The sequence below is a fragment of the Streptomyces sp. NPDC029292 genome (assembly GCF_055569295.1).
The window spans coordinates 21,633-45,439 of record NZ_JBVHXR010000013.1 but is presented as its reverse complement, the minus strand read 5'-3'; the positions used below and the strand labels follow the sequence as shown (position 1 = coordinate 45,439).

Annotated in this window: 21 protein-coding genes, 5 pseudogenes and 1 riboswitch; of the genes and pseudogenes, 11 read left to right on the top strand and 15 right to left on the bottom strand. The window is 70.2% G+C overall.

Translation table 11 applies throughout. From position 1 onward, the window contains the following. Positions 1 to 296 precede the first annotated feature (296 nt). Entirely contained in the window at positions 297 to 887 is a 591-nt protein-coding gene (locus ACZ4WS_RS26690) for a cysteine hydrolase family protein (protein WP_467984111.1), read from the bottom strand. A 177-nt stretch (positions 888 to 1,064) separates the two neighbouring features. On the opposite strand from ACZ4WS_RS26690, the gene ACZ4WS_RS26685 reads away from it, so the two are divergent. Then, entirely contained in the window at positions 1,065 to 2,063 is a 999-nt protein-coding gene (locus tag ACZ4WS_RS26685) for a GlxA family transcriptional regulator (RefSeq protein WP_467984109.1), read from the top strand. 283 nt (positions 2,064 to 2,346) lie between these two features. Further along, positions 2,347 to 2,703, top strand: coding sequence for a hypothetical protein (locus tag ACZ4WS_RS26680; protein WP_467984107.1), 357 nt, complete (start codon positions 2,347 to 2,349; stop codon positions 2,701 to 2,703). 116 nt (positions 2,704 to 2,819) lie between these two features. On the opposite strand, the gene ACZ4WS_RS26675 is transcribed toward ACZ4WS_RS26680, so the two are convergent. Continuing rightward, positions 2,820 to 3,056, bottom strand: a complete 237-nt coding sequence (locus ACZ4WS_RS26675) for a DUF6296 family protein (protein WP_467984105.1) — start codon at positions 3,054 to 3,056, stop codon at positions 2,820 to 2,822. A 191-nt stretch (positions 3,057 to 3,247) separates the two neighbouring features. Between ACZ4WS_RS26675 and ACZ4WS_RS26670 the strand changes: the two genes are divergently transcribed. Then, entirely contained in the window at positions 3,248 to 6,064 is a 2,817-nt protein-coding gene (locus ACZ4WS_RS26670) for a SpoIIE family protein phosphatase (RefSeq protein ID WP_467984103.1), read from the top strand. A gap of 18 nt (positions 6,065 to 6,082) precedes the next feature. Further along, a pseudogene (locus tag ACZ4WS_RS26665) lies at positions 6,083 to 6,253 on the top strand (IS256 family transposase); the annotation flags it as partial. Between the two features lie 273 nt (positions 6,254 to 6,526). On the opposite strand, the pseudogene ACZ4WS_RS26660 reads toward ACZ4WS_RS26665, so the two are convergent. The 5 genes and pseudogenes from ACZ4WS_RS26660 to ACZ4WS_RS26640 all read right to left on the bottom strand — a co-directional run. Next, positions 6,527 to 6,907: pseudogene (locus tag ACZ4WS_RS26660) on the bottom strand (class I SAM-dependent methyltransferase); the annotation flags it as partial. A 326-nt stretch (positions 6,908 to 7,233) separates the two neighbouring features. Continuing rightward, positions 7,234 to 8,094: an ABC transporter permease gene (locus tag ACZ4WS_RS26655; protein ID WP_467984101.1), complete on the bottom strand. Its 861-nt coding sequence runs from the start codon at positions 8,092 to 8,094 to the stop codon at positions 7,234 to 7,236. Next, positions 8,054 to 9,079 (bottom strand): ABC transporter ATP-binding protein, encoded by a 1,026-nt coding sequence (locus ACZ4WS_RS26650; protein WP_467984099.1) that lies wholly within the window; start codon positions 9,077 to 9,079, stop codon positions 8,054 to 8,056. The genes ACZ4WS_RS26655 and ACZ4WS_RS26650 overlap by 41 nt, the downstream gene beginning before the upstream one ends. Further along, positions 9,076 to 9,531: a MarR family winged helix-turn-helix transcriptional regulator gene (locus tag ACZ4WS_RS26645; RefSeq protein ID WP_467984097.1), complete on the bottom strand. Its 456-nt coding sequence runs from the start codon at positions 9,529 to 9,531 to the stop codon at positions 9,076 to 9,078. The genes ACZ4WS_RS26650 and ACZ4WS_RS26645 overlap by 4 nt, the downstream gene beginning before the upstream one ends. Before the next feature lie 46 nt (positions 9,532 to 9,577). After that, a complete protein-coding gene (locus ACZ4WS_RS26640) occupies positions 9,578 to 10,000 on the bottom strand; it encodes a LysR substrate-binding domain-containing protein (RefSeq protein WP_467984503.1) in 423 nt (140 codons plus the stop codon). A 5-nt stretch (positions 10,001 to 10,005) separates the two neighbouring features. Between ACZ4WS_RS26640 and ACZ4WS_RS26635 the strand changes: the two are divergent. Beyond that, positions 10,006 to 10,113, top strand: a pseudogene (locus ACZ4WS_RS26635) (MBL fold metallo-hydrolase); the annotation flags it as partial. Positions 10,114 to 10,289: 176 nt separating this feature from the next. On the opposite strand, the gene ACZ4WS_RS26630 reads toward ACZ4WS_RS26635, so the two are convergent. After that, on the bottom strand, positions 10,290 to 11,054 hold the full coding sequence (locus tag ACZ4WS_RS26630) for a CbtA family protein (protein ID WP_467984095.1): 765 nt from the start codon (positions 11,052 to 11,054) through the stop codon (positions 10,290 to 10,292). A gap of 25 nt (positions 11,055 to 11,079) precedes the next feature. Next, complete coding sequence (locus ACZ4WS_RS26625) at positions 11,080 to 11,301, bottom strand: CbtB domain-containing protein (RefSeq protein ID WP_467984094.1); 222 nt, start codon at positions 11,299 to 11,301, stop codon at positions 11,080 to 11,082. Positions 11,302 to 11,338: 37 nt separating this feature from the next. Continuing rightward, positions 11,339 to 11,502, bottom strand: a riboswitch (cobalamin riboswitch). A gap of 100 nt (positions 11,503 to 11,602) precedes the next feature. Between ACZ4WS_RS26625 and ACZ4WS_RS26620 the strand changes: the two genes are divergently transcribed. After that, on the top strand, positions 11,603 to 12,193 hold the full coding sequence (locus ACZ4WS_RS26620) for a histidine phosphatase family protein (protein WP_467984092.1): 591 nt from the start codon (positions 11,603 to 11,605) through the stop codon (positions 12,191 to 12,193). A 280-nt stretch (positions 12,194 to 12,473) separates the two neighbouring features. Here the strand turns inward: ACZ4WS_RS26620 and ACZ4WS_RS26615 are convergent, their stop codons facing one another. Continuing rightward, positions 12,474 to 13,253 (bottom strand): SDR family NAD(P)-dependent oxidoreductase, encoded by a 780-nt coding sequence (locus ACZ4WS_RS26615; protein ID WP_467984090.1) that lies wholly within the window; start codon positions 13,251 to 13,253, stop codon positions 12,474 to 12,476. A 318-nt stretch (positions 13,254 to 13,571) separates the two neighbouring features. Next, positions 13,572 to 13,865 (bottom strand): hypothetical protein, encoded by a 294-nt coding sequence (locus ACZ4WS_RS26610; RefSeq protein ID WP_467984501.1) that lies wholly within the window; start codon positions 13,863 to 13,865, stop codon positions 13,572 to 13,574. Positions 13,866 to 13,927: 62 nt separating this feature from the next. Between ACZ4WS_RS26610 and ACZ4WS_RS26605 the strand changes: the two genes are divergently transcribed. Together ACZ4WS_RS26605 and ACZ4WS_RS26600 are read left to right on the top strand one after the other, a co-directional pair. Next, complete coding sequence (locus ACZ4WS_RS26605; protein ID WP_467984089.1) at positions 13,928 to 16,318, top strand: ATP-binding cassette domain-containing protein; 2,391 nt, start codon at positions 13,928 to 13,930, stop codon at positions 16,316 to 16,318. Positions 16,319 to 16,741: 423 nt separating this feature from the next. Beyond that, on the top strand, positions 16,742 to 17,209 hold the full coding sequence (locus ACZ4WS_RS26600; protein WP_467984087.1) for a peroxiredoxin: 468 nt from the start codon (positions 16,742 to 16,744) through the stop codon (positions 17,207 to 17,209). 556 nt (positions 17,210 to 17,765) lie between these two features. Here ACZ4WS_RS26600 and ACZ4WS_RS26595 read toward each other — a convergent pair. After that, positions 17,766 to 18,791, bottom strand: a complete 1,026-nt coding sequence (locus tag ACZ4WS_RS26595) for an Lrp/AsnC family transcriptional regulator (protein WP_467984085.1) — start codon at positions 18,789 to 18,791, stop codon at positions 17,766 to 17,768. A 384-nt stretch (positions 18,792 to 19,175) separates the two neighbouring features. Here ACZ4WS_RS26595 and ACZ4WS_RS26590 point away from each other — a divergent pair. Beyond that, positions 19,176 to 19,244: pseudogene (locus tag ACZ4WS_RS26590) on the top strand (hypothetical protein); the annotation flags it as partial. A gap of 45 nt (positions 19,245 to 19,289) precedes the next feature. Here the strand turns inward: ACZ4WS_RS26590 and ACZ4WS_RS26585 are convergent. The 3 genes and pseudogenes from ACZ4WS_RS26585 to ACZ4WS_RS26575 all read right to left on the bottom strand — a co-directional run. After that, positions 19,290 to 19,580: pseudogene (locus ACZ4WS_RS26585) on the bottom strand (helix-turn-helix transcriptional regulator); the annotation flags it as partial. 104 nt (positions 19,581 to 19,684) lie between these two features. Further along, on the bottom strand, positions 19,685 to 20,290 hold the full coding sequence (locus ACZ4WS_RS26580; RefSeq protein WP_467984500.1) for a response regulator: 606 nt from the start codon (positions 20,288 to 20,290) through the stop codon (positions 19,685 to 19,687). Positions 20,291 to 20,343: 53 nt separating this feature from the next. Next, complete coding sequence (locus tag ACZ4WS_RS26575) at positions 20,344 to 21,600, bottom strand: sensor histidine kinase (RefSeq protein WP_467984498.1); 1,257 nt, start codon at positions 21,598 to 21,600, stop codon at positions 20,344 to 20,346. Between the two features lie 270 nt (positions 21,601 to 21,870). On the opposite strand from ACZ4WS_RS26575, the gene ACZ4WS_RS26570 reads away from it, so the two are divergent. Both ACZ4WS_RS26570 and ACZ4WS_RS26565 read left to right on the top strand, forming a co-directional pair. Further along, the gene (locus tag ACZ4WS_RS26570) at positions 21,871 to 22,731 is read left to right on the top strand and encodes a class I SAM-dependent methyltransferase (RefSeq protein WP_467984084.1); all 861 of its coding nucleotides are present in this window, start codon (positions 21,871 to 21,873) and stop codon (positions 22,729 to 22,731) included. Then, on the top strand, positions 22,728 to 23,681 hold the full coding sequence (locus ACZ4WS_RS26565) for a TauD/TfdA dioxygenase family protein (protein WP_467984083.1): 954 nt from the start codon (positions 22,728 to 22,730) through the stop codon (positions 23,679 to 23,681). The genes ACZ4WS_RS26570 and ACZ4WS_RS26565 overlap by 4 nt, the downstream gene beginning before the upstream one ends. Positions 23,682 to 23,807 lie beyond the last annotated feature (126 nt).

Here is a 23,807-nt window from a genome sequence, read left to right as displayed (position 1 = left end):
CCTGAAGAGAATCATGAACTTCCCCCGTAGAAAACAACGACGGCTCCCCCCGAAAAGGTGGCGCGGTCTACGCCATTTCTCGTGGGGGGGGAAGCCGTCGTCTTACCCCGGCCGCCATGGCGGGGCAGTCAGATCGTGCTTAATTCGCGCTTGGTGGACGGCCTGCAGTACCGCCGACTACGTGTGCTTGACCGGGCAGACCGCCTGCGCGTCGGCCTTCTCGCCGAGCCGCTGCGGGGACGCCTTGTACGCGGGAACGCAGCGCGCCCCCGCAGCGGGGTTCATCGGTAGAGCGGTCAGTTCAGCGACGCAGCGGACGGGACGACGACGCCGTACAGGTCGTCGATCGTCGCCAGCGCACTGTGGTGGACCTGTTCGGCGGACACCTCGGCAACCGCCGTCTGCAGGGGCCGAGTTGCGCAGGCGTCGGCGACGACGGTGGGCCGGTTGCCGCGCAGGAACGCGCCCTGGGCGGTGAACGCCACACACATGTGCGTCATGAAGCCGGCGATCACGACGTCCTTGTTCCCGGCGGCGGCCACGTGGTCGGCCAGGTCGGTGTCGAGGAAGGCGTTGGGCACCTTCTTGACGACGACAGCCTCGCCCTCGACAGGGGCGATCTTCGGGTGGATCTGGCCGATCTCGGCCCGGATGTCGTACGGGGTACCCTCGCCACCGTCGTTGATGACGTGGATGATCCGCGCGCCCGCTTCCCTGGCCCCGGCCAGCAGCGCCGCGCCCGCGTCGAGCGCGCCCTGCCACCCGTCCAGCTCCATCACTCCCCGGGTGTAGGTGTTCTGGTAGTCGATCAGGATCAGCGTCGCGGACGCGAGCGACGCCGGCGTCTGGTCGAAGCCGTTGAGTTCCCGCAGAGTCGTCGTAGGCATGGCTGCACCTCGTCCTGGGTGGATGGAAGACGGTCACCGAGCGGTGACACAACCCACGCTACGAACCCGCTCCGCATGGCGGCAATGTCACGTAACTTGCAGATACCGACACCTGATGGGGTGTCGGTACCCGCCCACCACTCGGCACCCCTGCCTGCCTCCCTGGACGGAGCGCCCATGCCCACGGCCAGCATCAGCCGGTTCGTCGTCGTTCTCCTCTTCGACGGCGTCGACCTCCTCGACGTCACCGGACCACCGGAGGTGTTCGCCCTGCTCCAGCGCGAAACCGGCGACACCACCGGCTACCAGGTGGCCCTGGCCGCCGAGACCATGGACCCCGTCACCACCTCGGCCGGGGTTCGCGTCCTCCCCGACATCACCTTCGAGGAAGCCGCCGCGAGAAGCATCGACACCCTCATGGTTCCCGGCTCGGTGGAAGTCGACGACCAACGCGGCGTCCACGCCCTCACCGATCCCACCGTGGTCCACTGGGTGAAAACACTCGCCGGCCGGACACAGCGCATCGCATCCGTCTGTGTGGGAGCGCACATCCTCGCGGCCGCCGGACTGCTCGACGGCAAACGCGCCACCACCCACTGGTCGACCGCGCAGCAACTCGCTGCCGACCACCCCTCGGTCGAGGTCGACGCCGACCCCATCTTCATCCGCGACGGCCAAGTCTGGACCGGCGCGGGCATCACCGCCTGCCTTGATCTGTCCCTCGCTCTCGTTGCCGAGGACTTCGGCGAGGCCGTCGCGCTGCGCGTCGCCCGGCAGCTCGTGATGTACCTGAAACGGCCCAGCGGGCAGAGCCAGTTCAGCGTCCCCATCGAACCTGTCTCGACAACCAGGCGCATGGACGATCTCCGGCACTACATCGCGCAGCACCTCGCCGATCACCTCACCGTGCCCGCTCTCGCCCAGCACGCCCACGTGAGCGAACGACAACTGACCCGGATCTTCAAGACGGAACTTGGTATGACCCCGGCTGCCTACATCGAGTCAGCCCGCGTCGAAGCGGCACGGAACCGACTCGAATCCACGGATGACATTCTCGAACGTGTGGCGTCCGCCTGCGGTTTCAACACGATCGACACCCTGATCCGCGCGTTTCGCCGGAAGCTCAACACGACGCCGACGGAGTACCGCAGCCGGTTCCGGCATTCCAGTTACTGAGGTTGAACTCGGGTTGTCCTCGGTGTGAGGGCGAGCCCTGTTCCGGCGAGGCAGCCGTCGATGCGGTCGGGTGCGTACGGCCGCCGAGTTGCAGCTGCACCAAGGCGTCTCCAACTGGCCCCGTTTCGCGGGATCTTGGCGCTTGTGTCTGCGGTGTAGCGTCGAGGGCTGGGTGATCAAGCCGTTCGGGGAGAAGGCGTGGCGTTGGTGAGGCGGGTGCGGGCGATCCGGGAGGAGTCCCAGCGCGGGTTGCGTGCTGGATGCGCGCTGCTGTGGGCGACCGGTGGTGGTGCTGCTAGGGCTGGGCTGGCGAGGAGATGGCGAGGGCTTCTGGGCGGACCAGGCATTCGTCACCAACGTGTTCTCGTCCGTGACGGCCGCGGCTTTCGGTGTCCCGCTGGCCCTGGTCGTCCTCAACCGGGTCGGGATGGCACAGGCCGAGGCGGTTGAGGAGCGCGCCGGTCGGCGTCTGGCCATGCGGGTGGCCGGTGACTTCGCCCCGTCCACCTCCCGGCTGATCCCCGGGCCTGCGGCCCGTCCCGACGAGGCGGCGGCCAAGTACGCACCCCGCGCGCCGCTGCCCAGGCGCCGGCTGATGCCGTGGCCGCATCTCCATCGGGTGCTGTGGACTGTCCAGTAGGAGAGGAGGCGGCAGGCTGAGACGTCACGCCTGCCGCCGGCGTACGAGGACCAGTGAGCGACCTCGTCGTCCCGGGCCAGTCAGCCTGCATCCCGGGCCCGATCGCCACTGCGCACTCAGGGAATCGGTTCGGCGGAGGGCAGGATGGGCGCCTGATATGCGCCGCTGGCCAGCATCCGTACCTCCCCCGTCGGGCTGATCTCGGCGCGGAGAATGCCGGTGGGGTCGCAGTACACCGGGTTGCCGCCCGGTCCAAGGGCGTCGGTGCGTTCGACGACCACCTCGTCGGTCACGACGCTGGTGCCCGATCCCTGGTGGGTGAAAGTCAGCCGGTAGTGGTCCGGGGTTTGCATGACGACCTCCCGCGCTTTAGACACGAATGCAGGCAAATAGCCCCTCCTCCATGATGCGGCCGGATCATCTCGACAGCAGCACCCGCCGTGTGCGGCGAACGGCCCCGGCCCGATATGCGACGGAGACCACCGCCGCTCACACTGTGTGACGCCCCTCGCCTCCCGGCCCGGGGCAGTGTAGACATGGGCACATGGTCCGACTTTTGGGTCGATCCTGGGCCCAGTCGACCCGCTGCCTCAACGGTCTGCGCGCACAGCGCGGGCGTGACCGCGCTCGCCGCGCGCCGGGGCAGCCGTCGCAGCAGTCAGCGCGGCAGTCGGCGCACAGAACGCTCGGCCGGCAGGGGGCACACGAAGGCAGGCACCGACGCGGGTCGTCCACAGGTACCCGCTCGGCGCTGAGCGGGCGCAGCGTCGCCGGACAGGTGTTCCTCCTGCAAGTGGTGATCGTGCTGCTCCTGGTCGTGTCCGCGGTGGCGGCGCTGGTCCTCCAGGTACGACACGACAGCACTCAGGAGGCCCGCAACCGTTCGATCGCCGTAGCCGAGACCTTCGCCAACGCACCGGGCACCCGGGCGGCGCTCAGTGCCCCCGACCCGACGGCTGTGCTCCAGCCGAGGGCCGAGGCCGCCCGCAAGGCGTCGGGGGTGGACTTCATCGTCGTGATGAACACCGACGGGATCCGCTATACCCACCCCAAGCCGGACCGGATCGGAAAGAAGTTCGTCGGGACCGTCGCACCCGTGCTGGCGGGTCACAGCATCACCGAGGAGATCACGGGAACCATCGGGCCGCTGGTGCAGGCCACGGTTCCCATCAAGGCACCCGGCGGCAAGGTCGTGGGCATGGTGTCGGCCGGTATCACCACCGCGAACGTGGGCGGTGTCGCGGACCGGCAGCTGCCGCTGCTGCTGGCTTCCGCGGGTCTCGCGCTCGCCCTGGCCACGGGGGGCACGGCGCTCGTGAGCAGACGCCTGCTGCGCCAGACGCGTGGCCTGGGCCCGTACGAGATGACCAGGATGTACGAGCACCATGACGCGGTGCTGCACGCCGTCCGGGAGGGAGTGATCATCGTCAGCGGCGACGGACGGCTGCTGCTCGCCAACGACGAGGCGAACCGACTGCTCGACCTGCCCCAGGACGCCGAGGGGCGGCACGTCCTCGACCTCGGCCTCGACTCGGACACCGCCGACCTGCTGGCCTCGGGACGCGTCGCCACCGACGAGGTGCACCTGGTCGGAGACCGGCTGCTGGCCATCAACCAACGGCCCACGGACCTTCAGGGCGGCCCGCCCGGCAGCGTCGCGACGCTCCGCGACTCCACCGAACTGCGTGCGCTGTCCGGCAGGGCCGAGGTGGCACGGGAGCGGCTCAAACTGCTGTACGACGCCGGCGTGGGCATCGGCACGAGCCTGGACGTCACCCGCACCGCCGAGGCACTGGCGGAGGTGGCGGTCCCCCGGTTCGCGGACTTCGCCACCGTGGATCTGGCCGAGACCGTGCTGAACGGGCAGGAGCCGGAAGCGGTCACCGAGCTGCGCCGCACGGCGTGCAGCGGAATTCGCAAGGACGTTCCGCTCTACCCGGTGGGCGAGCACATCACTTTCGTCGCCTCCTCACCGCAGGCCCGCAGCATCAGTACCGGCCAGGCCGTCGTCGAGCCCGACCTCAGAGCGGCTCCCGGGTGGCTCGCCCAGGATCCCGAGCGCACCGCACGGGTCGTGGACTACGGAATCCACTCGCTGATCATCGTCCCGCTGCGGGTGGGCCCCCTGGTGATGGGCGTGGTCAACTTTTGGCGCTCCGAGAAGCCCGAGCCCTTCGATGTGGAGGACCTGGCCCTCGCCGAGGAACTGGTCGCACGCGCCGCGGTCTCCATCGACAACGCGCGCCGCTACACCCGCGAGCACAGCATGGCCGTGACGCTGCAGCGCAGCCTGCTGCCACGCAATCTGCCCGAGCAGAGCGCCCTGGACGTCGCCTACCGTTACCTTCCCGCGCAGGCGGGCGTGGGCGGCGACTGGTTCGACGTGCTGCCGCTGCCCGGCGCCCGGGTCGCCGTCGTGGTGGGCGACGTCGTCGGGCACGGGCTGCACGCCGCGGCCACGATGGGACGGCTGCGTACGGCGGTCCACAACTTCTCCGCTCTGGACCTGCCGCCCGATGAACTTCTCGGGCTCCTCGACGAGCTGGTCGCCCGCATCGACCAGGACGAGGCCGATGGGGACAACGGCGCCACCATCACGGGCGCCACCTGCCTGTACGCCATCTACGACCCGATCTCCCGGTTCTGCACCGTCGCCCGTGCCGGCCACCCGCCGCCGGCGCTGGTCCGTCCCGACGGCAGCGTCGAGTTCCCCGAGGTGCCCGCCGGTCCGCCGCTCGGCCTGGGGGGCCTTCCGTTCGAGACGGCCGAGCTCAAGCTGGAAGAGGGCACTCGGCTGATTCTCTACACGGACGGGCTCGTCGAGGACCGGGAACGGGACATCGACACCGGGCTGGACCTGCTGCGCACCGCCCTGGCCAGGGCCGACGGGTCGCCGGAGGGCACCTGCCGGGTGGTTCTGGACACCCTGCTCCCGGCCCGGCCGAGCGACGACATCGCCCTGATCGTCGCCCGCACCCACGCCCTCGGTGCCGACCGGATCGCCGAGTGGCAGGTGCCGTCCGACCCGGTGGCCGTCGGCGAGGTGCGCGCCGCCGTCACCCGGCAGCTGGCGGATTGGGGTCTGGACGAGATGGTGTTCGCCACGGAGCTGATACTCAGCGAGCTGGTCACCAACGCGATCCGTTACGGCGGCGGCCCCATTCAGGTCCGGATGCTGCGCGATCGCAGCCTGATCTGCGAGGTCTTCGACAGCAGCAGTACCTCACCCCACCTGCGCTACGCGGCCTCCACGGACGAGGGCGGCCGCGGCCTGTTCCTCGTCGCCCAGCTCGCCGAACGCTGGGGCACCCGCTACACCCCCGCCGGCAAAGTGATCTGGGCCGCACAGCCCCTGCTCTGAGGTGGCGTACTGCTACGCCCCGCCGCCGCGCTCGCGATGGTGTTCAGGCTTGTCGAGTCCGCCCAGGCCCGCTGGCGGGCGATCACCGGAGCCCGCCTGGTGCCCCTTGTCCGCGCCGGCGCGAGGTTCGAGAACGGCGTCCTGGTCGAACGGCCCGAGGCCCACGCCGCCGGAGCATCCCCCACCTGATGACAACCCGCGTTGGTCGTGCGGCGTGGGGCCGTTACGGCCGAGGGATTCCGCTGCCACGGCCTGACGGAGCACGTCGTAGCCCACGAACTCGAACAGGCGAGTGCTGCGGCGTAGGGGTTCAGGTGCGCCGACGAACCGGTGCACGCCGACCCCGAAGCCTGCGTCCGGTGCTGACAGCCACCGCAGTTCGAAGCCTTGCGCTTCGAACCATTCGCAGATCAGCGGTACCCGGTCAGGCACGGCGCGATGTCGGGTCCAGATGACGGTGCCGCCGGTCTTGCACAGCTGATTGCAGGCCGCGATGGTGTGCTCGATATCGACGTCGGCGACGTTGCCAAAAACGCCACAGACCAGGACAAGATCTGCAGGGGCCATGTCCTCGTAATGGTCGATGAGGGAGGCGTCGCCGGTCACGACCTCAACCTGGTGCAAGCCTGCCCGGCCGGCCCTTTCCAGAGCGACCGCGGTGTTGCGCGGGTCCAGCTCGACAAGCCTCGCCCGCACATCGTCGCGGCGGGGATGCTCGGCCAGAACGTCCAGAAGATCGCGGCCTTCCCCAGCGCAGAGGCTGATCACCTTCAACCCACCAGCCGGGGCATCAGACAAGGCAGCGCGGACCTGTGCTTGAACTGTCCGCAGTCGCCGCGCCATCCACGAGTCGGCCACGTCGTACTGGTCGTGCCAGGCACTCCAATCCATAGGCGGACGCTACGGTCACTCACCACCCACAGGCGACACAATTTTGATCACTGGACCCGGTGAGCAGCCATCCGCAGGTCTTGGCAATTGCTCTGCCTCGGCCCCGCTCCGGGGATTCGGCAGGCTCCGAGGCGTCGCGTGAGCGGCCGTCATGGGATGGCCCTGCGTCTCAGGTCGGCAGTGAATGCAGGCGTTCACTGCACCGACGTCAGACCAGAGCGCCCGGCCCCACCAATCGATCAGTGGGCCGGGCGGAGAGGCACTGAGGTGGGCCGGGCTCAGCGGGCCAGGCGGCCCAGCAGGGACGAGGCGGACAGGATGCCGAGGACCGCGGCCAGGACGAGGACCCCGTAGTCGAGGGCCAGATGGGCGGGCGTGCCGAGCAGCAGGCCGCGCAGCGCGTCCACCTGGTAGCTGAGGGGATTGATCTTGCTGATGGCCTGCAGCCAGCCGGGCATGACGGCCACCGGGTAGAGGGCGTTGGAGCCGAAGAACAGCGGCATGGTGATGGCCTGGCCGATGCCCATCAACCGGTCCCGGGTGAGGACGATGCCCGCGATGGTCATGGACAGGCAGGAGAAGAAGGCCGAGCCGAGGACGACGGCCACCGCGACTCCGAGGAGGCGGAGTGGATTCCAGGTCATCGCCACCCCGAGCAGCGCTGCGATGACGACGACCACGACCGCCTGGATGACCGCCTTCACTCCGGCGGCGAACGCCTTGCCGGTGATGAGCGCCGAGCGCGGAGTCGGAGTGACGAGGAGCTTGGTGAGGATCCCGGCGTCCCGCTCCCAGATGATCTGGATGCCGTAGAAGATGGCGATGAACATCGCGGACTGGGCGATGATGCCGGGCGCCAGATAGTCGAGGTAGGGGATGCCGCCGGTGGGTATCGCCTTGATCCGGGTGAAGGTCTCGCCGAAGATCAGCAGCCAGAGCGCGGGCTGGACGGCCCGGGTGTACAGCTCGGTGCGGTCGTGGCGCAGCTTCTGCAGCTCGACCGCACACATCGCGCCGACCCGGGCGGGCAGCACCTTCCAGCCGCTGCGGGCCCGGGGCGGCACGAGGAGCAGGTCGAGGCCGGCCGGGTGGACGCGGTCAGCCGACACGGGACGCGGTACGGCGGGTGCTTCGGACATCGCTGAAGTCTCCTGACTTGTCGTCGAGGCCGCTGCCGGCGATGTCGCGGAAGACGTCTTCCAGCGTGGGCAGTTCACCGTTCTTCGCGGTGCCGCGCCGCTCGCCGAGGCCGGCCCTCAGCTCGTCGGGGGTACCGAGGGCGCGGACGCGGCCCCGGTGCATCAGCGCGACCCGGTCGCAGTACTGATCGGCCTCGTCCATGTAGTGGGTCGTCACCAGGACGGTCATCCCGGTGGCCGCGCGTACGGCGTTGATGTGCTCCCACACGCTCGTCCGGGCGATCGGGTCGAGGCCGATGGTCGGCTCGTCGAGGATCAGCAGCCGGGGAGCGCTCACCAGTGCCTGGGCGAGTTCGAGGCGGCGGACCATGCCTCCGGAGTACGTCTTGGCGAGGCGGTCGGCCGCGTCGGTGAGGTCGACCGCCGCCAGCGCCTGGCCGACACGCGCCGCGCGCTCCCGGCGGGAGACGTCGAAGACGCGGGCGAACAGGGCCACGTTCTCCCGGCCGGTGAGTCCGGAGTCGGCGGAGAGCTGCTGCGGCACGTAGCCCAACAGGCGGCGTACCGCCATGCGTTCGCGCGTGGCGTCGTGCCCGAACACGCGGACCATGCCGGCCGGGACCGGCAGGAGCGTGGTGATGCAGCGGATCGCCGTGGTCTTGCCCGCGCCGTTGGGCCCGAGCAGTCCGAACACCTCGCCGTCACGGACGGAGAGATCGAGCCCGTCGACCGCGGTCGTCTCACCGAAGGCGTAGGCGAGGCCGGCGCAGGTGACGGCGTCCGTTCCGGTACGGGTCGATTCGGACTCTCCATCGGAGACAGCCACCGCGGTACCGGTCACGGCGCGCTGTCCATCGGCGGCGCTCGTCGCCGAAGCCCCGCCTTCCGGGTCGTCCCTCCCGGTACCGGTGTTCGTGCTCGGTCCCTCGGTGTTCACGCTTCCCGGATCGGCGGGGTCTCCCCCGCCGGTCGTGTACCGCATCATGTCTCCTCGGCCTCCTCGTGCAGGTTCGCCGCCAGCTTGCGCAGGGCCGGAAGGGCCGCCTCCAGTGCCGCTCGGTCGGCCTCGTCGAGACGGGTCAGCTGGCCGCGTACCAGGGCCGCGCGCCGCTGCTGCCAGTCCCGCAGCCGTGCCTCGGCCGCCGGTGTCGGCAGCAGTCGCGCGGCCCGCCGGTCGGCCGGGTCCGTCTCGCGGATCAGATAGCCGTCTCGCACCAGCTGGTTGACCAGCGTCGAGACCGAATTGCCCGCCAGATAGAGCTCCTTGGCGGCCTCCGACACACCGATGCCCGGGCGGGCCACGACCAGGCGCAGCAGGTCGACCTCGGCGCCGCGCAGCCGCGGGGCGGTCATGCCGCTGCGCAGCCGCCGCCGGATCAGCCGCTGCACTCCGGCCAAGGTGTCGGCCAAGGCCTCGGGAAAGCTCTCTGACTCCACACCTCCAGAATAGCTCTGTATCAGAGGTATTTCGGGAAAGGCAGAGTCAAGAGGATGCAAGCAGAAGGCCGGGCGATCCCCCGACGCCGGCTGCTCCTCCCCCAAGCCCTCGGCACGGCAGGCGTCGAGGATCCGGTCGTACCAGCCCGGGGCGTGGGCCCGCGGAAGGCACCCGATCGTGGCCGGACAGCTCGCCGAGCGCGACCTCGGGCATGCGGGCCAGGGGCGAGGTGCGGGGCAGGACGACTCCGAGATCCACCGAGACCTCCGGACCGAGCCGGAGTCCGGTGGCGTCCACGGGCTGGTGGACGAGCCCGACGTCGAGTCCGCCGGAGGCGAGCAGCCGCAGCTGTTCCTCGGCGGTGACCTCGTGCAGGTCGACGGAGAGGCCCGGGGAGCGCTCCGCGCAGGCGGCCAGCAGCGCGGACAGTACGGCGGCCGTGGTGTCGGGCGGCACGCCCGCGCGCAGCGGACCCAAGGCTCCGTCCCATCTCCGACCTGCCGGAGGGCGACACGCTCGCCTACCAGGTGACGGTCGGGAGCGGCGGCCCTTCGGCGTTCCTGATGGGCGCCAGCGACTTCCCCATTGCCGTCCGGTACACCGTCGCGGACACGGCGTACCGTGTCCTGCTCGCCCCGCGTGCTGTGTGCCGCGGTCGGTGCGGACAGCCGCGGTCGGCAGCCGCGCTCAGGGGTGCGGCGATCCGAAGGCCCCGACGAGAATCGGGGCCTTCGGATGAACTGCCGGGGTGACGTTCTCAGCGCGGTACAGGCGTTGCCCGCGTACCGGCTCCGCGCTCCTCGGCAGCGTCCGTCCGAGGGGACAGCACCCGCTCCGCCAGGAAGCCGAAGACAAGACCGAAGGCAGTCCACAGGGTCAGCTGTATGGCGAGGGCCGCAAGGCGGAACTGCCAGAGCAGAGTGGCGGAGAAGTCCTTCGGGACCTCATTGACGGCCGGCAGGAACGCGTAAGCCAGACCGATGGCGAGGACGAAGAACGCGCCCGCGGCCGGCGTCGCGTTCCAGTTGCCCAGGCGCGGCGCGAGGCGCTTGCCCAGGATGACGGTCGCGACGGCGAGCAGCACGCTGAGCACCATCATCAGGAAGTACAAGGTGGTGCGCTTGCCGATGGTGTCGGGGTCGCCGACGGACGGCGGATTGGCCGGGTACTTCAGGAACGGCACGACATAGACGGCGACCAGGCCCGCGGCCGACAGGAGCAGCGCGCTCGCGCGCGGTCCGAAGCGGCCGATCCTTCCGAGCGCGAAGCAGTACGCGAGGGCGGTGATTCCTCCGAAAGCGACCCCGTAGACGAGGACACCGGTGGCCAGGCCGCCCGTGGACTGCATCGTGCGGGTGACGGCTTCCACGCCGTGCTCGTGCGAGTGCGCCTCCTCATAGGCGATCGCCGAGTCCACGCGCGGCTCACCCAGGAAGTAGGCGACGACCAGGGCGAGCAGGCCCGCGGCGAGACCCGCGAGCATGCCACGCACCAGGAGATTTCTGACAATTGCGGAATTCATGAGCTCGTACGCTTCCTTGTCGCCGTCAGTGGCAGGGGAAGCCGAGCAGGTGGCGGCCGTCGTGGACCCACTCGTGGACGTTCTCGCCGGACACGAGTGAGGTGGCGCCCTGTTCGGCGCCGACGAAATAGAGCAGAACCAGCATCAGAATGCCGAAGAAGACCGCCCAAGGGACGATCGCGCCGATCGGCAGCTTGGCGGGAACGGCAGTGGGTGTAACGGTCGGCTGAGCGACGGACTGCGCCATGGGGCAGAACCTCCTGGGGAACTCGCGTCCCATCTCGGTGGTGCACAGGACGACGGCCGCGGGTCTGACTTGCTCGACCTTCACCACCCCTGGCGGGAGCGGTTCTTGCTGGGCTTACAGTGGCGCGACCGTGCCGGATTCCCACCGGACTTCCGCCGAACCGTCGTCAATATCGTCGAGACCGTACCGCGAAGCGGGAATGCCGCCAAGGGCGCACGGTGCGCTGGGGGGGGCGCACCGTGCGCCGACCCGCGCCTCAGTTTCCAGACCTGACAAGAGTTTTGAGCACGAGAGTGGACGTATGACGAGCCGAGTGATCTTGATCTCAGCCGCGATCAGTGCGGCGCTGCGGGAGGCCCGCTTCGACGACGGGTGCGCTCTCGATGCCCTGGGGGCCGCGCGTGCCCGGTCGGCTGCGGGAACGCTTCCAGCGGCCGACCGTGCGTTGGCGTCGCCCACCGCGCGCTGCCGGGAGACCTCCGACGCACTCGGCCTCGATGCCCTGCCCGTGCCCGAACTGTCCGGACTCGCCATGGGGCGCTGGCAGGGCCGGACCCTCGACGAGGTTGGCGCCAAGGAGCCGGACGAACTCGCCACCTGGCTGACGGACCCGACGGCTGCCCCGCACGGCGGCGAGTCAGTGAGCCAGCTCTGCGCCCGCGTCGCGCTCTGGCTGGAGACGGCCGGGCAGACCTCCGGCCGGACGATCGCCGTCGTGGAGCCGGAGATCGTCCGAGCCGCGGTGATACGGACACTGGGCGCCCCCGAGTTGGGCTTCTGGCGAATCGACGTACCGCCCCTCACTGTCACGCAGTTCAGCGGACGGTCCGGACGCTGGAACCTACGACTCGGGCAGCCGCTCGGTGAGGGAGACAACCGAACCGTTCACTGATCCGGACCGTTGTAGTCGATCGAGGAGCCAACGGCGATTCTGCGGCCGATCGTGAGCCAGTCGACCCTGGTGCGGCGCAGGTGGATTGCGGTTGTGCGCCCCCGCGCCCCGTTCACGCGGGCCCATTCGCGGCGAGAGCGGACCGGGTGGTGAGGGGGACCAGCAGCCGCGGCCGTCCCACCGAGGGGACAGCGGCACCCGGCGCGGGCGTGCCCCGGGTGCCGCCGCTCAAAGTGAAACAGAACGGCGGCCGACCTTACCGGCCTGTGTTGCCGCCGACTCAGTGCACGGAGAACCCACCGTCGACGAAGATGGACTGCCCGGTGACGTAGGCGGAGGCGCGGCTCGCCAGGAACACCGCTGCGCCCGCGAAGTCCTCGGCCAGACCGTTGCGTCCGACCATGGTGCGCGCGGCCAGCGCCGCCACCTTCTCGGGGTCGGACGACAGCCGCGCGTTGAGCGGCGTCATCACGAAACCCGGGACAAGGGTGTTGCAGGTGACGCCGTACGGCGACCATGCCTCGGCCTGTGAACGAGCCAGAGACTCCAACGCCCCTTTGGACACCCCGTAGGCGCCGCTCTGGACGAACGCCCGATGCGCCTGCTGGGAGGTGATGTGGATGATCCGCCCGAAGCCTCGTTCGGCCATGCCGGGGCCGAACCGCTGTCCCAGCAAGTGGGGTGCCTCCAGGTTCAGCGCCATCGTGGTGTCCCACACCTCCTCGCTCAGCTCGCTGATCGGCGGCCGCAGGTTGACCCCGGCGCAGTTCACGAGGATGTCGGGCTCCCCGAACGCCTCGACCGCCTCCTGTGCCGCCGCGCGCACGCCGTCGCGCGTGCTCAGGTCGCCGCTCACCCAGGCCGCCCGGCAGCCGTCGGCGGTCAGCTCATCGACCGTGGCGGCCAGTTCCGCCTCCTTGCGCGCCACGATCACGACGCTCGCCCCCGCACCCGAGAGGGCCCCGGCGATGGCCCGGCCGATACCGGAACTGCCGCCGGTCACCACGGCGACCTGGCCATCCAGCGAGAACAATTCGGAGAGGTACGTCTGCGAGATCATGCCCGCACCTTAGAAGCAGCGCCCATCGTGATGGCGCCCGGGGCGGAGTCTCATCCTCGCTCGGTTCCAACGGTCAGCGCCGCATGAGCCGATCAAGGTTCGACCGTCGAACAGGATGCGGCCGGTGCCGGTCGGCCGGGCACTCCGCCGCGAGTTCCGCTCGCCCACGGTGAGTCGCCGTACGGCTACCTCATGACGCGGCGCACCGAGCGCGTGACGGCGGAGATACCGTCGCGCGGGGCGAAACAGGTGACCAGACAGATCAGGATTCGAGAAGCGCGGATCACGAAGCCGCAACTAGCCTGACCGCCATGGGCATCACCATTCAGTCCTCGAGATCGACGCACTGCCGCAGGAGCGGGGGGACCGTTTCGTCGCGCACACCGGCTTCGACCCGCGTGCGCCGGTCACGCCGTCCCGCTGGTTCCGCATCTCCCCTCGCCGCATCCAGGCTTGGCGCGAGGTGAAAGAGATGCCCAGCGCGACCCCGGCCGGTGTCAGCCGGACGGGCGTCGCGCCACCTTGGCCGACACCGCCGATCAGGTAGACAGCGGACGCTGCCGCGACCGCGCCGACGAAGTAGAACCAGACGTACTGCCCGCAGCTGGGCAGATCGAGCCAGGCGACGCCGACGGAGACCGCGAAGGCGGCCCCGCCCCACAGATGGAGACACGATGAGCAAGGCCACGAGGACGGACCAGCAGTCGCCTGCGCTGCACGCTGCCGACAGCCACGATCTGATCCGCGTGCACGGCGCGCGCGTGAACAACCTCAAGGACGTCAGCATCGAGATCCCGAAGCGGCGGCTGACGGTGTTCACCGGTGTCTCCGGCTCGGGGAAGAGCTCGCTGGTGTTCGACACGATCGCCGCGGAGTCGCAGCGGCTGATCAACGAGACGTACAGCGCCTTCGTGCAGGGCTTCATGCCGACGCTGGCGCGGCCCGAGGTCGACGTACTCGACGGGCTGACGACCGCGATCGCCGTCGACCAGCAGCGGCTGGGTGCCGACCCCCGCTCCACGGTCGGCACCGCCACCGACGCCAACGCGATGCTGCGCATCCTCTTCAGCCGGCTCGGCACACCGCACATCGGCCCGCCCAGCGCGTACGCCTTCAACGTCCCCTCGGTCCGGGCGAGCGGTGCGATCACCGTCGAGCGCGGTACCAAGAAGGCGGTGAAAGCGACCTTCACCCGCACCGGCGGCATGTGTACGCGCTGCGAAGGCCGGGGCACCGTCTCCGACATCGACCTCGCCCAGCTCTACGACGACTCCAAGTCGATCGCCGAGGGCGCGTTCACCATCCCCGGCTGGAAGTCCGACAGCTTCTGGACCGTGCGGGTCTACGCCGAGTCGGGCCTCCTCGACCCGAACAAGCCGATCCGCAAGTTCACCAAGAAGGAGATGCAGGACTTCCTCTACCGGGAGCCGACCAAGGTGAAGGTCGAGGGCGTGAACCTCACCTACGAGGGGCTGATCCCCAAGATCCAGAAGTCGATGCTCTCCAAGGACAAGGAGGCGCTGCAGCCGCACATCCGCGCGTTCGTGGAGCGGGCGGTCACCTTCACCACCTGCCCCGAGTGCGACGGCACCCGGCTCAGCGAGGGGGCCCGGTCGTCCAAGATCAAGCGGATCAGCATCGCCGACGCCTGCGCGATGCAGATCAGCGACCTGGCCGAATGGGTCCGCGGTCTCGACGAGCCGTCGGTGGCGCCGCTGCTCTCCACGCTGCAGCAGACCCTCGAGTCGTTCGGGAACATCGGTCTTGGCTACCTCTCGCTCGACCGGCCGTCGGGCACGCTGTCGGGCGGCGAGGCACAGCGCGTCAAGATGATCCGCCACCTCGGCTCCTCGCTCACCGACGTCACCTACGTCTTCGACGAGCCCACCATCGGCCTGCACCCCCATGACATCCAGCGGATGAACGACCTGCTGCTGCGGCTGCGGGACAAGGGCAACACGGTGCTCGTCGTGGAGCACAAGCCGGAGACGATCGCGATCGCCGACCACGTCGTCGACCTCGGCCCCGGCGCCGGTACGGCGGGCGGCACCGTCTGCTTCGAGGGCACCGTCGAGGGGCTGCGGGCAGGCGGCACCATCACCGGCCGCCATTTCGACGACCGGGCCTCCCTCAAGGAGACGGTGCGCAAGCCCACCGGCACGCTGGAGATCCGCGGCGCGACGACGCACAACCTGCAGGGCGTCGACGTCGACATCCCGCTCGGGGTGCTCGCCGTCGTCACCGGCGTCGCCGGCTCCGGCAAGAGCTCGCTCGTACACGGGTCGATCCCCGCCGGCGAGGGTGTGGTGTCGGTCGACCAGGGCGCGATCCGCGGCTCGCGGCGGAGCAATCCGGCGACGTACACCGGACTGCTCGACCCGATCCGCAAGGCGTTCGCGAAGGCCAACGACGTGAAGCCGGCGCTGTTCAGCGCCAACTCCGAGGGCGCCTGCCCCACTTGCAACGGCGCGGGCGTCATCTACACCGACCTGGCGATGATGGCCGGCGTCGCCAGCACCTGCGAGGAGTGCGAGGGGAAGCGGTTCCAGGCCTCCGTGCTGGAGTACCACCTCGGCGGGCGCGACATCAGCGAGGTGCTCGCGATGTCGGTGACCGAGGCCGAGGAGTTCTTCGGCGCCGGCGAGGCGCACACGCCGGCCGCCCACCGCATCCTCGACCGGCTCGCCGACGTCGGGCTCGGCTACGTCAGCCTCGGCCAGCCGCTCACCACGCTGTCCGGCGGCGAGCGGCAGCGGCTCAAGCTGGCCACCCACATGGCCGAGAAGGGCGGCGTCTACGTCCTCGACGAGCCGACCGCCGGCCTGCATCTCGCCGACGTCGAGCAGCTGCTCGGCCTGCTCGACCGGCTCGTCGACGCCGGCAAGTCGGTCATCGTCGTCGAGCACCACCAGGCGGTCATGGCGCACGCCGACTGGATCATCGACCTCGGCCCCGGCGCCGGCCACGACGGCGGCAAGATCGTCTTCGAGGGCACACCCGCCGACCTCGTCGCCGCCCGCACCACCCTCACCGGCGAGCACCTCGCGGCCTACGTCGGCACCTGACCGAGGCCCTCGCGGACACCGTGGGACGAGTTCTCTCATCTGTTTCGACTCGTCCCACTCAATTGCCAGGCGCGGGAGTTGACCAGCCGGGAGTCGGCTCGGAAAAGGCGGACGTGCGACACAACCGCTCGACCCAGCCGGGCCCGGTGGGCCTCGCTCACCGGTCGTAGATACCGAGGCAGAACCCGTATGGGGCGTACGCCGTAACTCCCGCCACCACCAGGGCACCTGGTCAGAGACCTGATGGCAGACGAGTCGAGCTGTACGTCCAGTAATATCGCGCGACAGACCCCCCAGAGGAGGAACCGTGCCGCGGTCGGAACGTTCGCCCCTGTTGCTCGCAGGCCTGCCGGCCACTGCGGACACCCATCACTTCGTCACGCCACGCGCGAGCGGTGACGCCCGGGACGGGGAGGGCCGGTCATGACGGGGCGGGTCGAGGTGGGCGACAAGGTCGAGGACTTCGCGCTGCCGGACGAGACCGGGGTGAGTCGGCGCTTGTCCGAACTGCTCGGTGACGGGCCGGTGGTGCTGTTCTTCTATCCCGCCGCCCTGAGCCCCGGCTGCACGGCCGAGGCCTGCCACTTCCGTGATCTGGCCGCCGAGTTCGCCGCGGCCGGTGCGCGGCCGGTGGGGATCAGTGGTGATGCGGTCGACCGGCAGCAGGAGTTCGCCGGGCGCCACACGCTCGGATTCCCGCTGCTGTCCGATGCCGACGGAACCGTCCGTGAGCGGTTCGGCGTGAAGCGCGGTTTCTCCTTGGCGCCCACGAAGCGCGTCACTTTCGTCATAGCGCAGGACCACACCGTCTTGGAGGTGGTCCGCAGCGAACTGCGGATGAGCACACACGCCGACCGGGCTCTCACCGCCCTGCGTGACCACCAGAGTTGAGTCATACCTGAGTGAACGGGTCCCACCCCTCTGCGGATGGCGGGCGGGACCCGCTCACCCGCCTCATTTTCGGCGTCGCGCGCGGCTTCCGGCAGGGAGTGGGGCCGGCCGCGTGGGTGCGGCGGAGCACACCCCGTGTGGATGCCGCGTCTCCCGTGCGAAGGGTTGGGAACTGCTGGGGCTTGACTGAGTACGAGTGTGTTCTGGCGTGTATGAGTGAGCGCTGACGCTCCCGGTCGGGGGCTGGGCGCTGCCCTTCCAGCGTGGGAAGAGGAGTTCGCTTGTCGAATGCATGACCTTTTCGGATGGCGCTCGTGGGTGTGATGACCGGGTTTTCGAGGGCCGCGTGAGGGGGGTGTGGGGATGGGTGGGCTGCGGACGTTTGCGGCGCCGTTTGTCGCGCCCGGTCCTTCGGGGGTGTCGATCCGTACCCGGCTGAAGGACGTCACGCCCGCAGATGAGAAGGTGCTGCGGCTGGTGGGCGCGCAGCCCGTGGCGCGGGGCATGCTGCGGGACCCGGCCAACCCGTCGAGGTTCCACGACCCGGACGGGCGGCTCACCACGTATGGGGCTGGGGTTCGTGGGTGAGGGTCTTGACTCGTCGCAGCGTCAGGACGGTTTCCGCGGTGTGGACGTCGGGCAGGGCGCCGAGCTTCTCGCTCACGAAGGTGTAGAGGTCGTCGGTGGTGCGGCAGAGCGCCGAGACGACCAGGTTGGTCCGCCCGGTGACGGCGGCGGCGAACCGCACCTCCGGGTGGGCCGCGACGGCGCGTCCGGCCCCGGCCAGGGCGTGCGGAGCGACGGTCAGCCAGCACAGCGTTTCCACACCCTGCCCGAGCGGCTCGTGATCGTATTCGACCGCGAGGTACAGCACGCCCGTTGAGCGCAGCCGCTCCAGACGTCTTTTGACGGCGGTCTCGGACAGGCCGGTGGCCGCCTGAAGTTCCGTGAGCGTGGCCCGGCCGTCTCGCCGCAGCACCTCCAGCATGCTCTGGTCGGCGGCGTCCACAGTGACCGGCGCCGTCGTGGGTGCGGGCGCCGGGGTGCGCAGTGCGGCTTCCTCGTCCGGCTCTAGGGCGCTGATCTTCCGCAGCCATCTCAGGGAGTTGCCGTAGTAGGCGTGCAGGATGCAGTGGGCACTGACCGAGGTGACGTGCGGGCTGCGCTGGAGTCGGTCGAGGAGCAGGTCGTCGCGTTCCTGCCGGCTTCGCGGCTTGATGGCGCACACCACCTCGGTGCCGCCCTCGGCCAGGTCGACGTAGTGGGTGTCGGACCGCGCGGCGAGGGTGGCGGCCAGTTGGGCTGCGGCGTTGTGGCTGCAGCCGAGCCGCACGATCCAACTGGTGCGGCCCAGACGCCTGTCATCGATCATGCCGGTCACCCGCAGGTGCGCGGTGGTGCGCAGTCGCCTGAACCGGCGGGCGACGGTCTGGTCGGAGACTCCCAGGACCTGGGCGATCCGGCTGAACGGTGCCCGCCCGTCGAGTTCCAGTGCCTGCAGCATTTTCAGGTCGAGCATGTCGAGAGTTGAGGGCGCCACGGTGTTCTCCTGTGCGGTGCGGCGCACTTCGGATGATTGCATCGCCCTATTGTGAGCCGTGTCAGCGCCCGCGAGCCAGCGGGTAGCCAGTGCACCAGGGAAACCCGACATCAACTCCCGGGGGATACGGGATTTCCGTCGCGCACTTCACCAGGGCGGCCACCCGCCCCCTGCAAAACCACAGCTCACAGCTTGTACGGCAAGTGACGAAATCCGACCTTCCGAAAGCTCCTGAAATGAAGAACTCACGCATGCAGCCGCTGTTTTCGAGAGAGCATTCCAGCCGATTGGGCAAGGTGATGGAGGCGCAAGCCAACCGTGCGTTTCCGCCTGCTTCCCATCTGCCGGGGCGGACATTACGTTCGCCACCCATCGGCCTCATGCACTCCTGCACCGGGCCCAAGCGGACGAACCCGGGTGGTGGAAATGAGCCGAGGCAGTGTTCTCATCGTGGGCGGCGGGATCGGTGGACTGTCCACCGCCATCGCGCTGCGGAACGTGGGATACGACGTCAACGTCGTGGAGCTCCGCGAGGACGCACACCGCGCCGAGCCGTTCGGCGCGCTCGGCCGCCTCCCTCAGTGCGTCGCGGGCCTGCGCCCGGTCCCCCGCCGCGGCCAGTTGCCGCCCCTGCGCGATGAGGGCCGGGATCAGCTCCGTGTCCGCCGCCGCGTCCCGCAGCATGTGTACGGCCGTGTCGGCCAGTTCGAGGCCGCGTCGCCCTCCGGTCGCCGTGGCGAGCGCCCGCATGGCCCGGCCCACGAGTCGCGGTGTGTTCCACACCTGCGCGACGCGCAGTTCTTCGCGGGCCAGGGCGAGGGCCTCCTGCGGGGCAGGTCTCCATCGCCGAGATCGAGTTCTTCGGACCGTCCAGCGGCAACGACTGACGGCGCGGCCGCCGGCCACCGGAACATACCGCGGGCGGGGACCCTGGGTCACGGCAGCAGCCGCTGCTCCTTGGCGACCGCCACCGCGCCCGCTCGGGTGTCCACCCCCAGCTTGGCGTAGATCCGTCCCAGGTGGGTTTTGACCGTGGCCTCGCTGATGAACAGGGTCCGGGCGATCTCCCGGTTGCCCAGGCCGCGCGCCAACTGCTCGAGGATGTCACGCTCGCGCTCGGACAGGGCGGGGCGCGGGCTGCGCATCTGGGCCAACACCCGGTCGGCGACCGGGGCCGACAGCGCGGTGCGGCCGGATGCGGCTTGGCGGATCGCCGCGAACAGCTCCTCCGGCCGTTCCGCCTTGAGCAGGTAGCCGGTGGCCCCGGCCTCGATGGCGCGGGAGATGTCGGCGTCCGTGTCGAACATGGTGAGCACCAGGACACGCGGTCCGGCCGCGCCCGTCCCTTCCCCACCACTTGACGACAGCTGCCGGGTGGCCGTCACGCCGTCCATGCCCTCGCCGAGCTGAAGGTCCATCAACACGACGTCGGGCCGCACGCGGGCGGCCACGGCGAGGGCCTCCTCGCCGCTGCCCGCCTCGCCTACCACCTCGATGCCGTCGGTGCTGGACAGCAGCGCGCGCAGTCCGGCCCGCACCATGGCGTGGTCGTCGCAGAGCAGCAGCCGGATCGGCGAGGGGTGCTCCAGTGAGCTCACGGGGTGGTCTCCGTCGGGATGTTGGGGAGGAGCGGGGCGAGGGGTAGGGCCGCCGATACGACGGTGCCCTCGCCCGGTGTGGATTCCACGGTGAGGGCGCCGCCGGACTGGCGTGCCCGGATCCGCATGGCCGGGAGCCCGTGCCCGCGCGACCGGCCCGCTGCGGGGGCGGGCAGGCCGGTCGGGTCGAACCCGCGGCCGTTGTCGGCGATGTCCAGGGAGATCTGATCGTCCAGGCAGGTCAAAGTCAGCGCGGCCCGCGTCGCCGCGGCGTGCTCGCGTACGTTGGCCAGCGCGCCCTGCGCGATGCGCAGCAGCGCCGCCTCCGCCCGCTCCGGCAGCGGCCCCGGGGTGCCGTCGAGCCGGAAGGCCACCGTGAGCCCGGCACCGCTCTCACGGTCGGCGAGCGCGCGCAGCGCCTCGGCCAGGGTGCGCTCGGCGAGGTCGGCCGGGGCCAGGTCGTGCACGAAGCGGCGGGCCTCGACGAGACTGCGGGAGGTAATTTCGGCCGCGTCCCGCAGGTGCGCGCGGGCCGCCTCCGGGTCCGTCTGCCAGACGCGGCCGGCGGCCTGCAGCAGCATCTGCTGGCTGGACAGGCTTTGGGCGAGGGTGTCGTGGATCTCCGTGGACAGTCTCTGTCGCTCCGCGAGGATGCCCGCCCGCCGCTCGGTCGCGGCCAGATCGCGTCGGGTGCGGACCAGGTCGTCGATGAGGACGCGCTGCCGGGCCGCCTGGCGCTGGAGATGGACCAGCACCGCGGTGGCGACCGCGGCGATGGCCGGTGGGGCGACCACCATGTTGGGGTTGAGCATGCCGTGTGACACCCGCACCTCGGAGGCGACGACCAGCGCGGTGAGCGCTGCCACCACCGGCACCGCGATCCGCGCGGGCAGCGCGTGCAGTCCGGCGAACAGCAGCGGCATGGCGCACCAGGTGGCGCTCGGCGCCAGGGCGAGCAGGACGATCCAGACGGCCGACACCGAGCCCAGCCAGGCCAGGTGCCGGGCGGTCGGGCTGCCGCCCGGTCGCGGCGCGGGGGCCAGCAGCCGTCCGAGGACGTAGAGCAGCCAGAAGAGGGCGAACAGCGCGAGGACCCAGGCGGTGCGCAGGTCGCCCTGGTCACGTGTCAGGAAGCGGGCGAGCGAGGAACCCAGCAGCACGAAGAACGCGCCGTGCATGACCGCCGCCAGCCAGCGCCCGTCCGGATCGTCACGCTCACCCTCCACCGGGTACCGACGCCCGATCACCGCCATCACAGGACGCACGCCCCATCCGACCGTTCTCCCTGCCGCACCGATCGCCTCCTCATCGCCCCACCCGGCCTCTCCTCGACGCCAGTCCAACGTGCCCGACGCGGCAGCGCAACATCCGATCGGTTGATACCGGCATCCCCCGAACTTCCCCCGCATCAGGGCCGGTCAGCCACCTCGGGCTCCCGTTCACGCACCGAGGCTGAGATCGAGACCCGCGAGGCGCGGCGGCCCGACCGCCGTGTCCGCACCGAACGAGGAGGACGAAACCGCGTGCCTGCCAAGAACGTCACCGTCAACCGGGCCGCCCTCGGGCACCGCGTCGCCTACGCGCTGCGCCATCCCGAGCGGGTGCCGCGCCATCTGGTCCGTGCCACCCGGGACGCGTGGCTGCGCCACCACTGGCCGGACCACATCGCGTACTACCGCGCGGTGATGCGGTCCGACACCCGCGCCGATCCGGACGCGGCGGTCGGCAGCCGCGACCACGAGCGGTGGCTGGCGCTGGGAGCCCTGCAGTTCGACTACCTGCTCGGGCACGGCCTGCGCCCCGAGCACCGGATGCTGGAGATCGGGTGCGGCAATCTGCGGGCGGGCTGGCGGTTCATCCGGCACCTGGAACCGGGGCACTACTACGGCATCGACATCTCACCCGACATTCTCGCCGCCGCGCAGGACACGATGGTGCGCATGGGCTTGCAGAAGCGGCTCCCCACGCTCACCCCGGTCCGCGACCTGACGCTGCGCTTCCTGCCCGAGGCCCACTTCGACGTGGTGCACGCGCACAGCGTCTTCTCCCACTCCCCGCTCCCCGTCATCGAGGAGTGCCTGGCCAACGTCGGCCGGGTACTGGCGCCCGGCGGCTGGTTCGACTTCACCTTCGACCGCACCGAGGGCAAGGAGCACCAAGTCCTGCGGGAGGACTTCTACTACCGCACCGAGACCCTCGTCGCCCTGGCCGAGAAGCACGGTCTGACAGCCCGCTTCATGACCGACTGGGAGGAGCTGCCACACGGTCAGTCCAAGATCCGTGTCACCCACGGCCCGGACGGCGGTGGCGCTCTGTCGCGCGCCGGGCAGAACGTTCATGCTGGACCCGACGAGCCGAAAGATCGATCAACGGAGCACTCATGACGACGGACGACCAGGTCACAGGTGTCGAAGTGAAGCCGGTCGCCGGTCATATCGGCGCCGAGATCACGGGAGTCGACCTGGCCGAGCACCTGGCGGACGCGGTCGTCGCCAAGATCCGGGCGGCGGTGTTGCGCTGGAAGGTGGTGTTCTTCCGGGAACAGCGGCTGGATCACTCCTCCCATGTCGCGTTCGCCCGGCGGTTCGGCGAACCGGTCCGCCTCCCGTCGCGCGGCAGCGCGTCGCCCCGGGACTTCCCCGAGGTCGAGACGACGGCCGACCGGCTGGAACTCGGCGGCCGTTACGGCATGGACCACGGCGAGTGGCTGCGACGGCGTCGTCATTCGCTGCTGCGGGGGTGGCACTGCGACCACGGCGCCCGGGTCGATCCGCCGGCCGCGACGATCCTGCGTGCGGAGACCGTGCCGCCGTACGGTGGTGACACGACCTGGTCCAACCTGGCGGCGGCCTACGCGGGGCTTTCGCAGCCCGTACGGGACTTCGTCGACGGTCTGCGTGCGGAGCACCGGCTGGGTGTCGGGTACCAGGCACGGCCCGGCGACGACGCGTACGTACGCCATCTGCTGGACCATCAGACGGCCTCCGAGCATCCGCTGGTACGGGTGCACCCGGAGACGGGTGAGCGTGTGCTGTTCGTCAACGGCTACTACGTCGAGCAGATCCTGGGGCTGTCCCGTATGGAGAGCGGGCCGCTGTTGGAGATGCTGCTGGGACAGGCGACCCGGCCCGAGTACACGGTCCGGTTCCGGTGGGAACCGGGCAGCGTGGCCTTCTGGGACAACCGGGCGACGATCCATCTGGCGCCCAGCGACACGGCCCACGTCGACCACCCCCGGGTCATGCACCGCGTGATGCTCGCCGGAGACGTCCCGGAAGGAGTGGACGGCAAGCCGTCGGTGCCGATCGTGGGCAGCGAACCGCAGCGCTGGTGAACGACGGCCAGGGTGCCGTCAGACGATGCCCTGTCGCGGCACCGGAATCAACTGCCGCCGATTCCAGGCTCGTTGGGCTGTACGGCGGGGCGATTGCCGCCGTCCGGGCAGGGACGGCGGCCGACC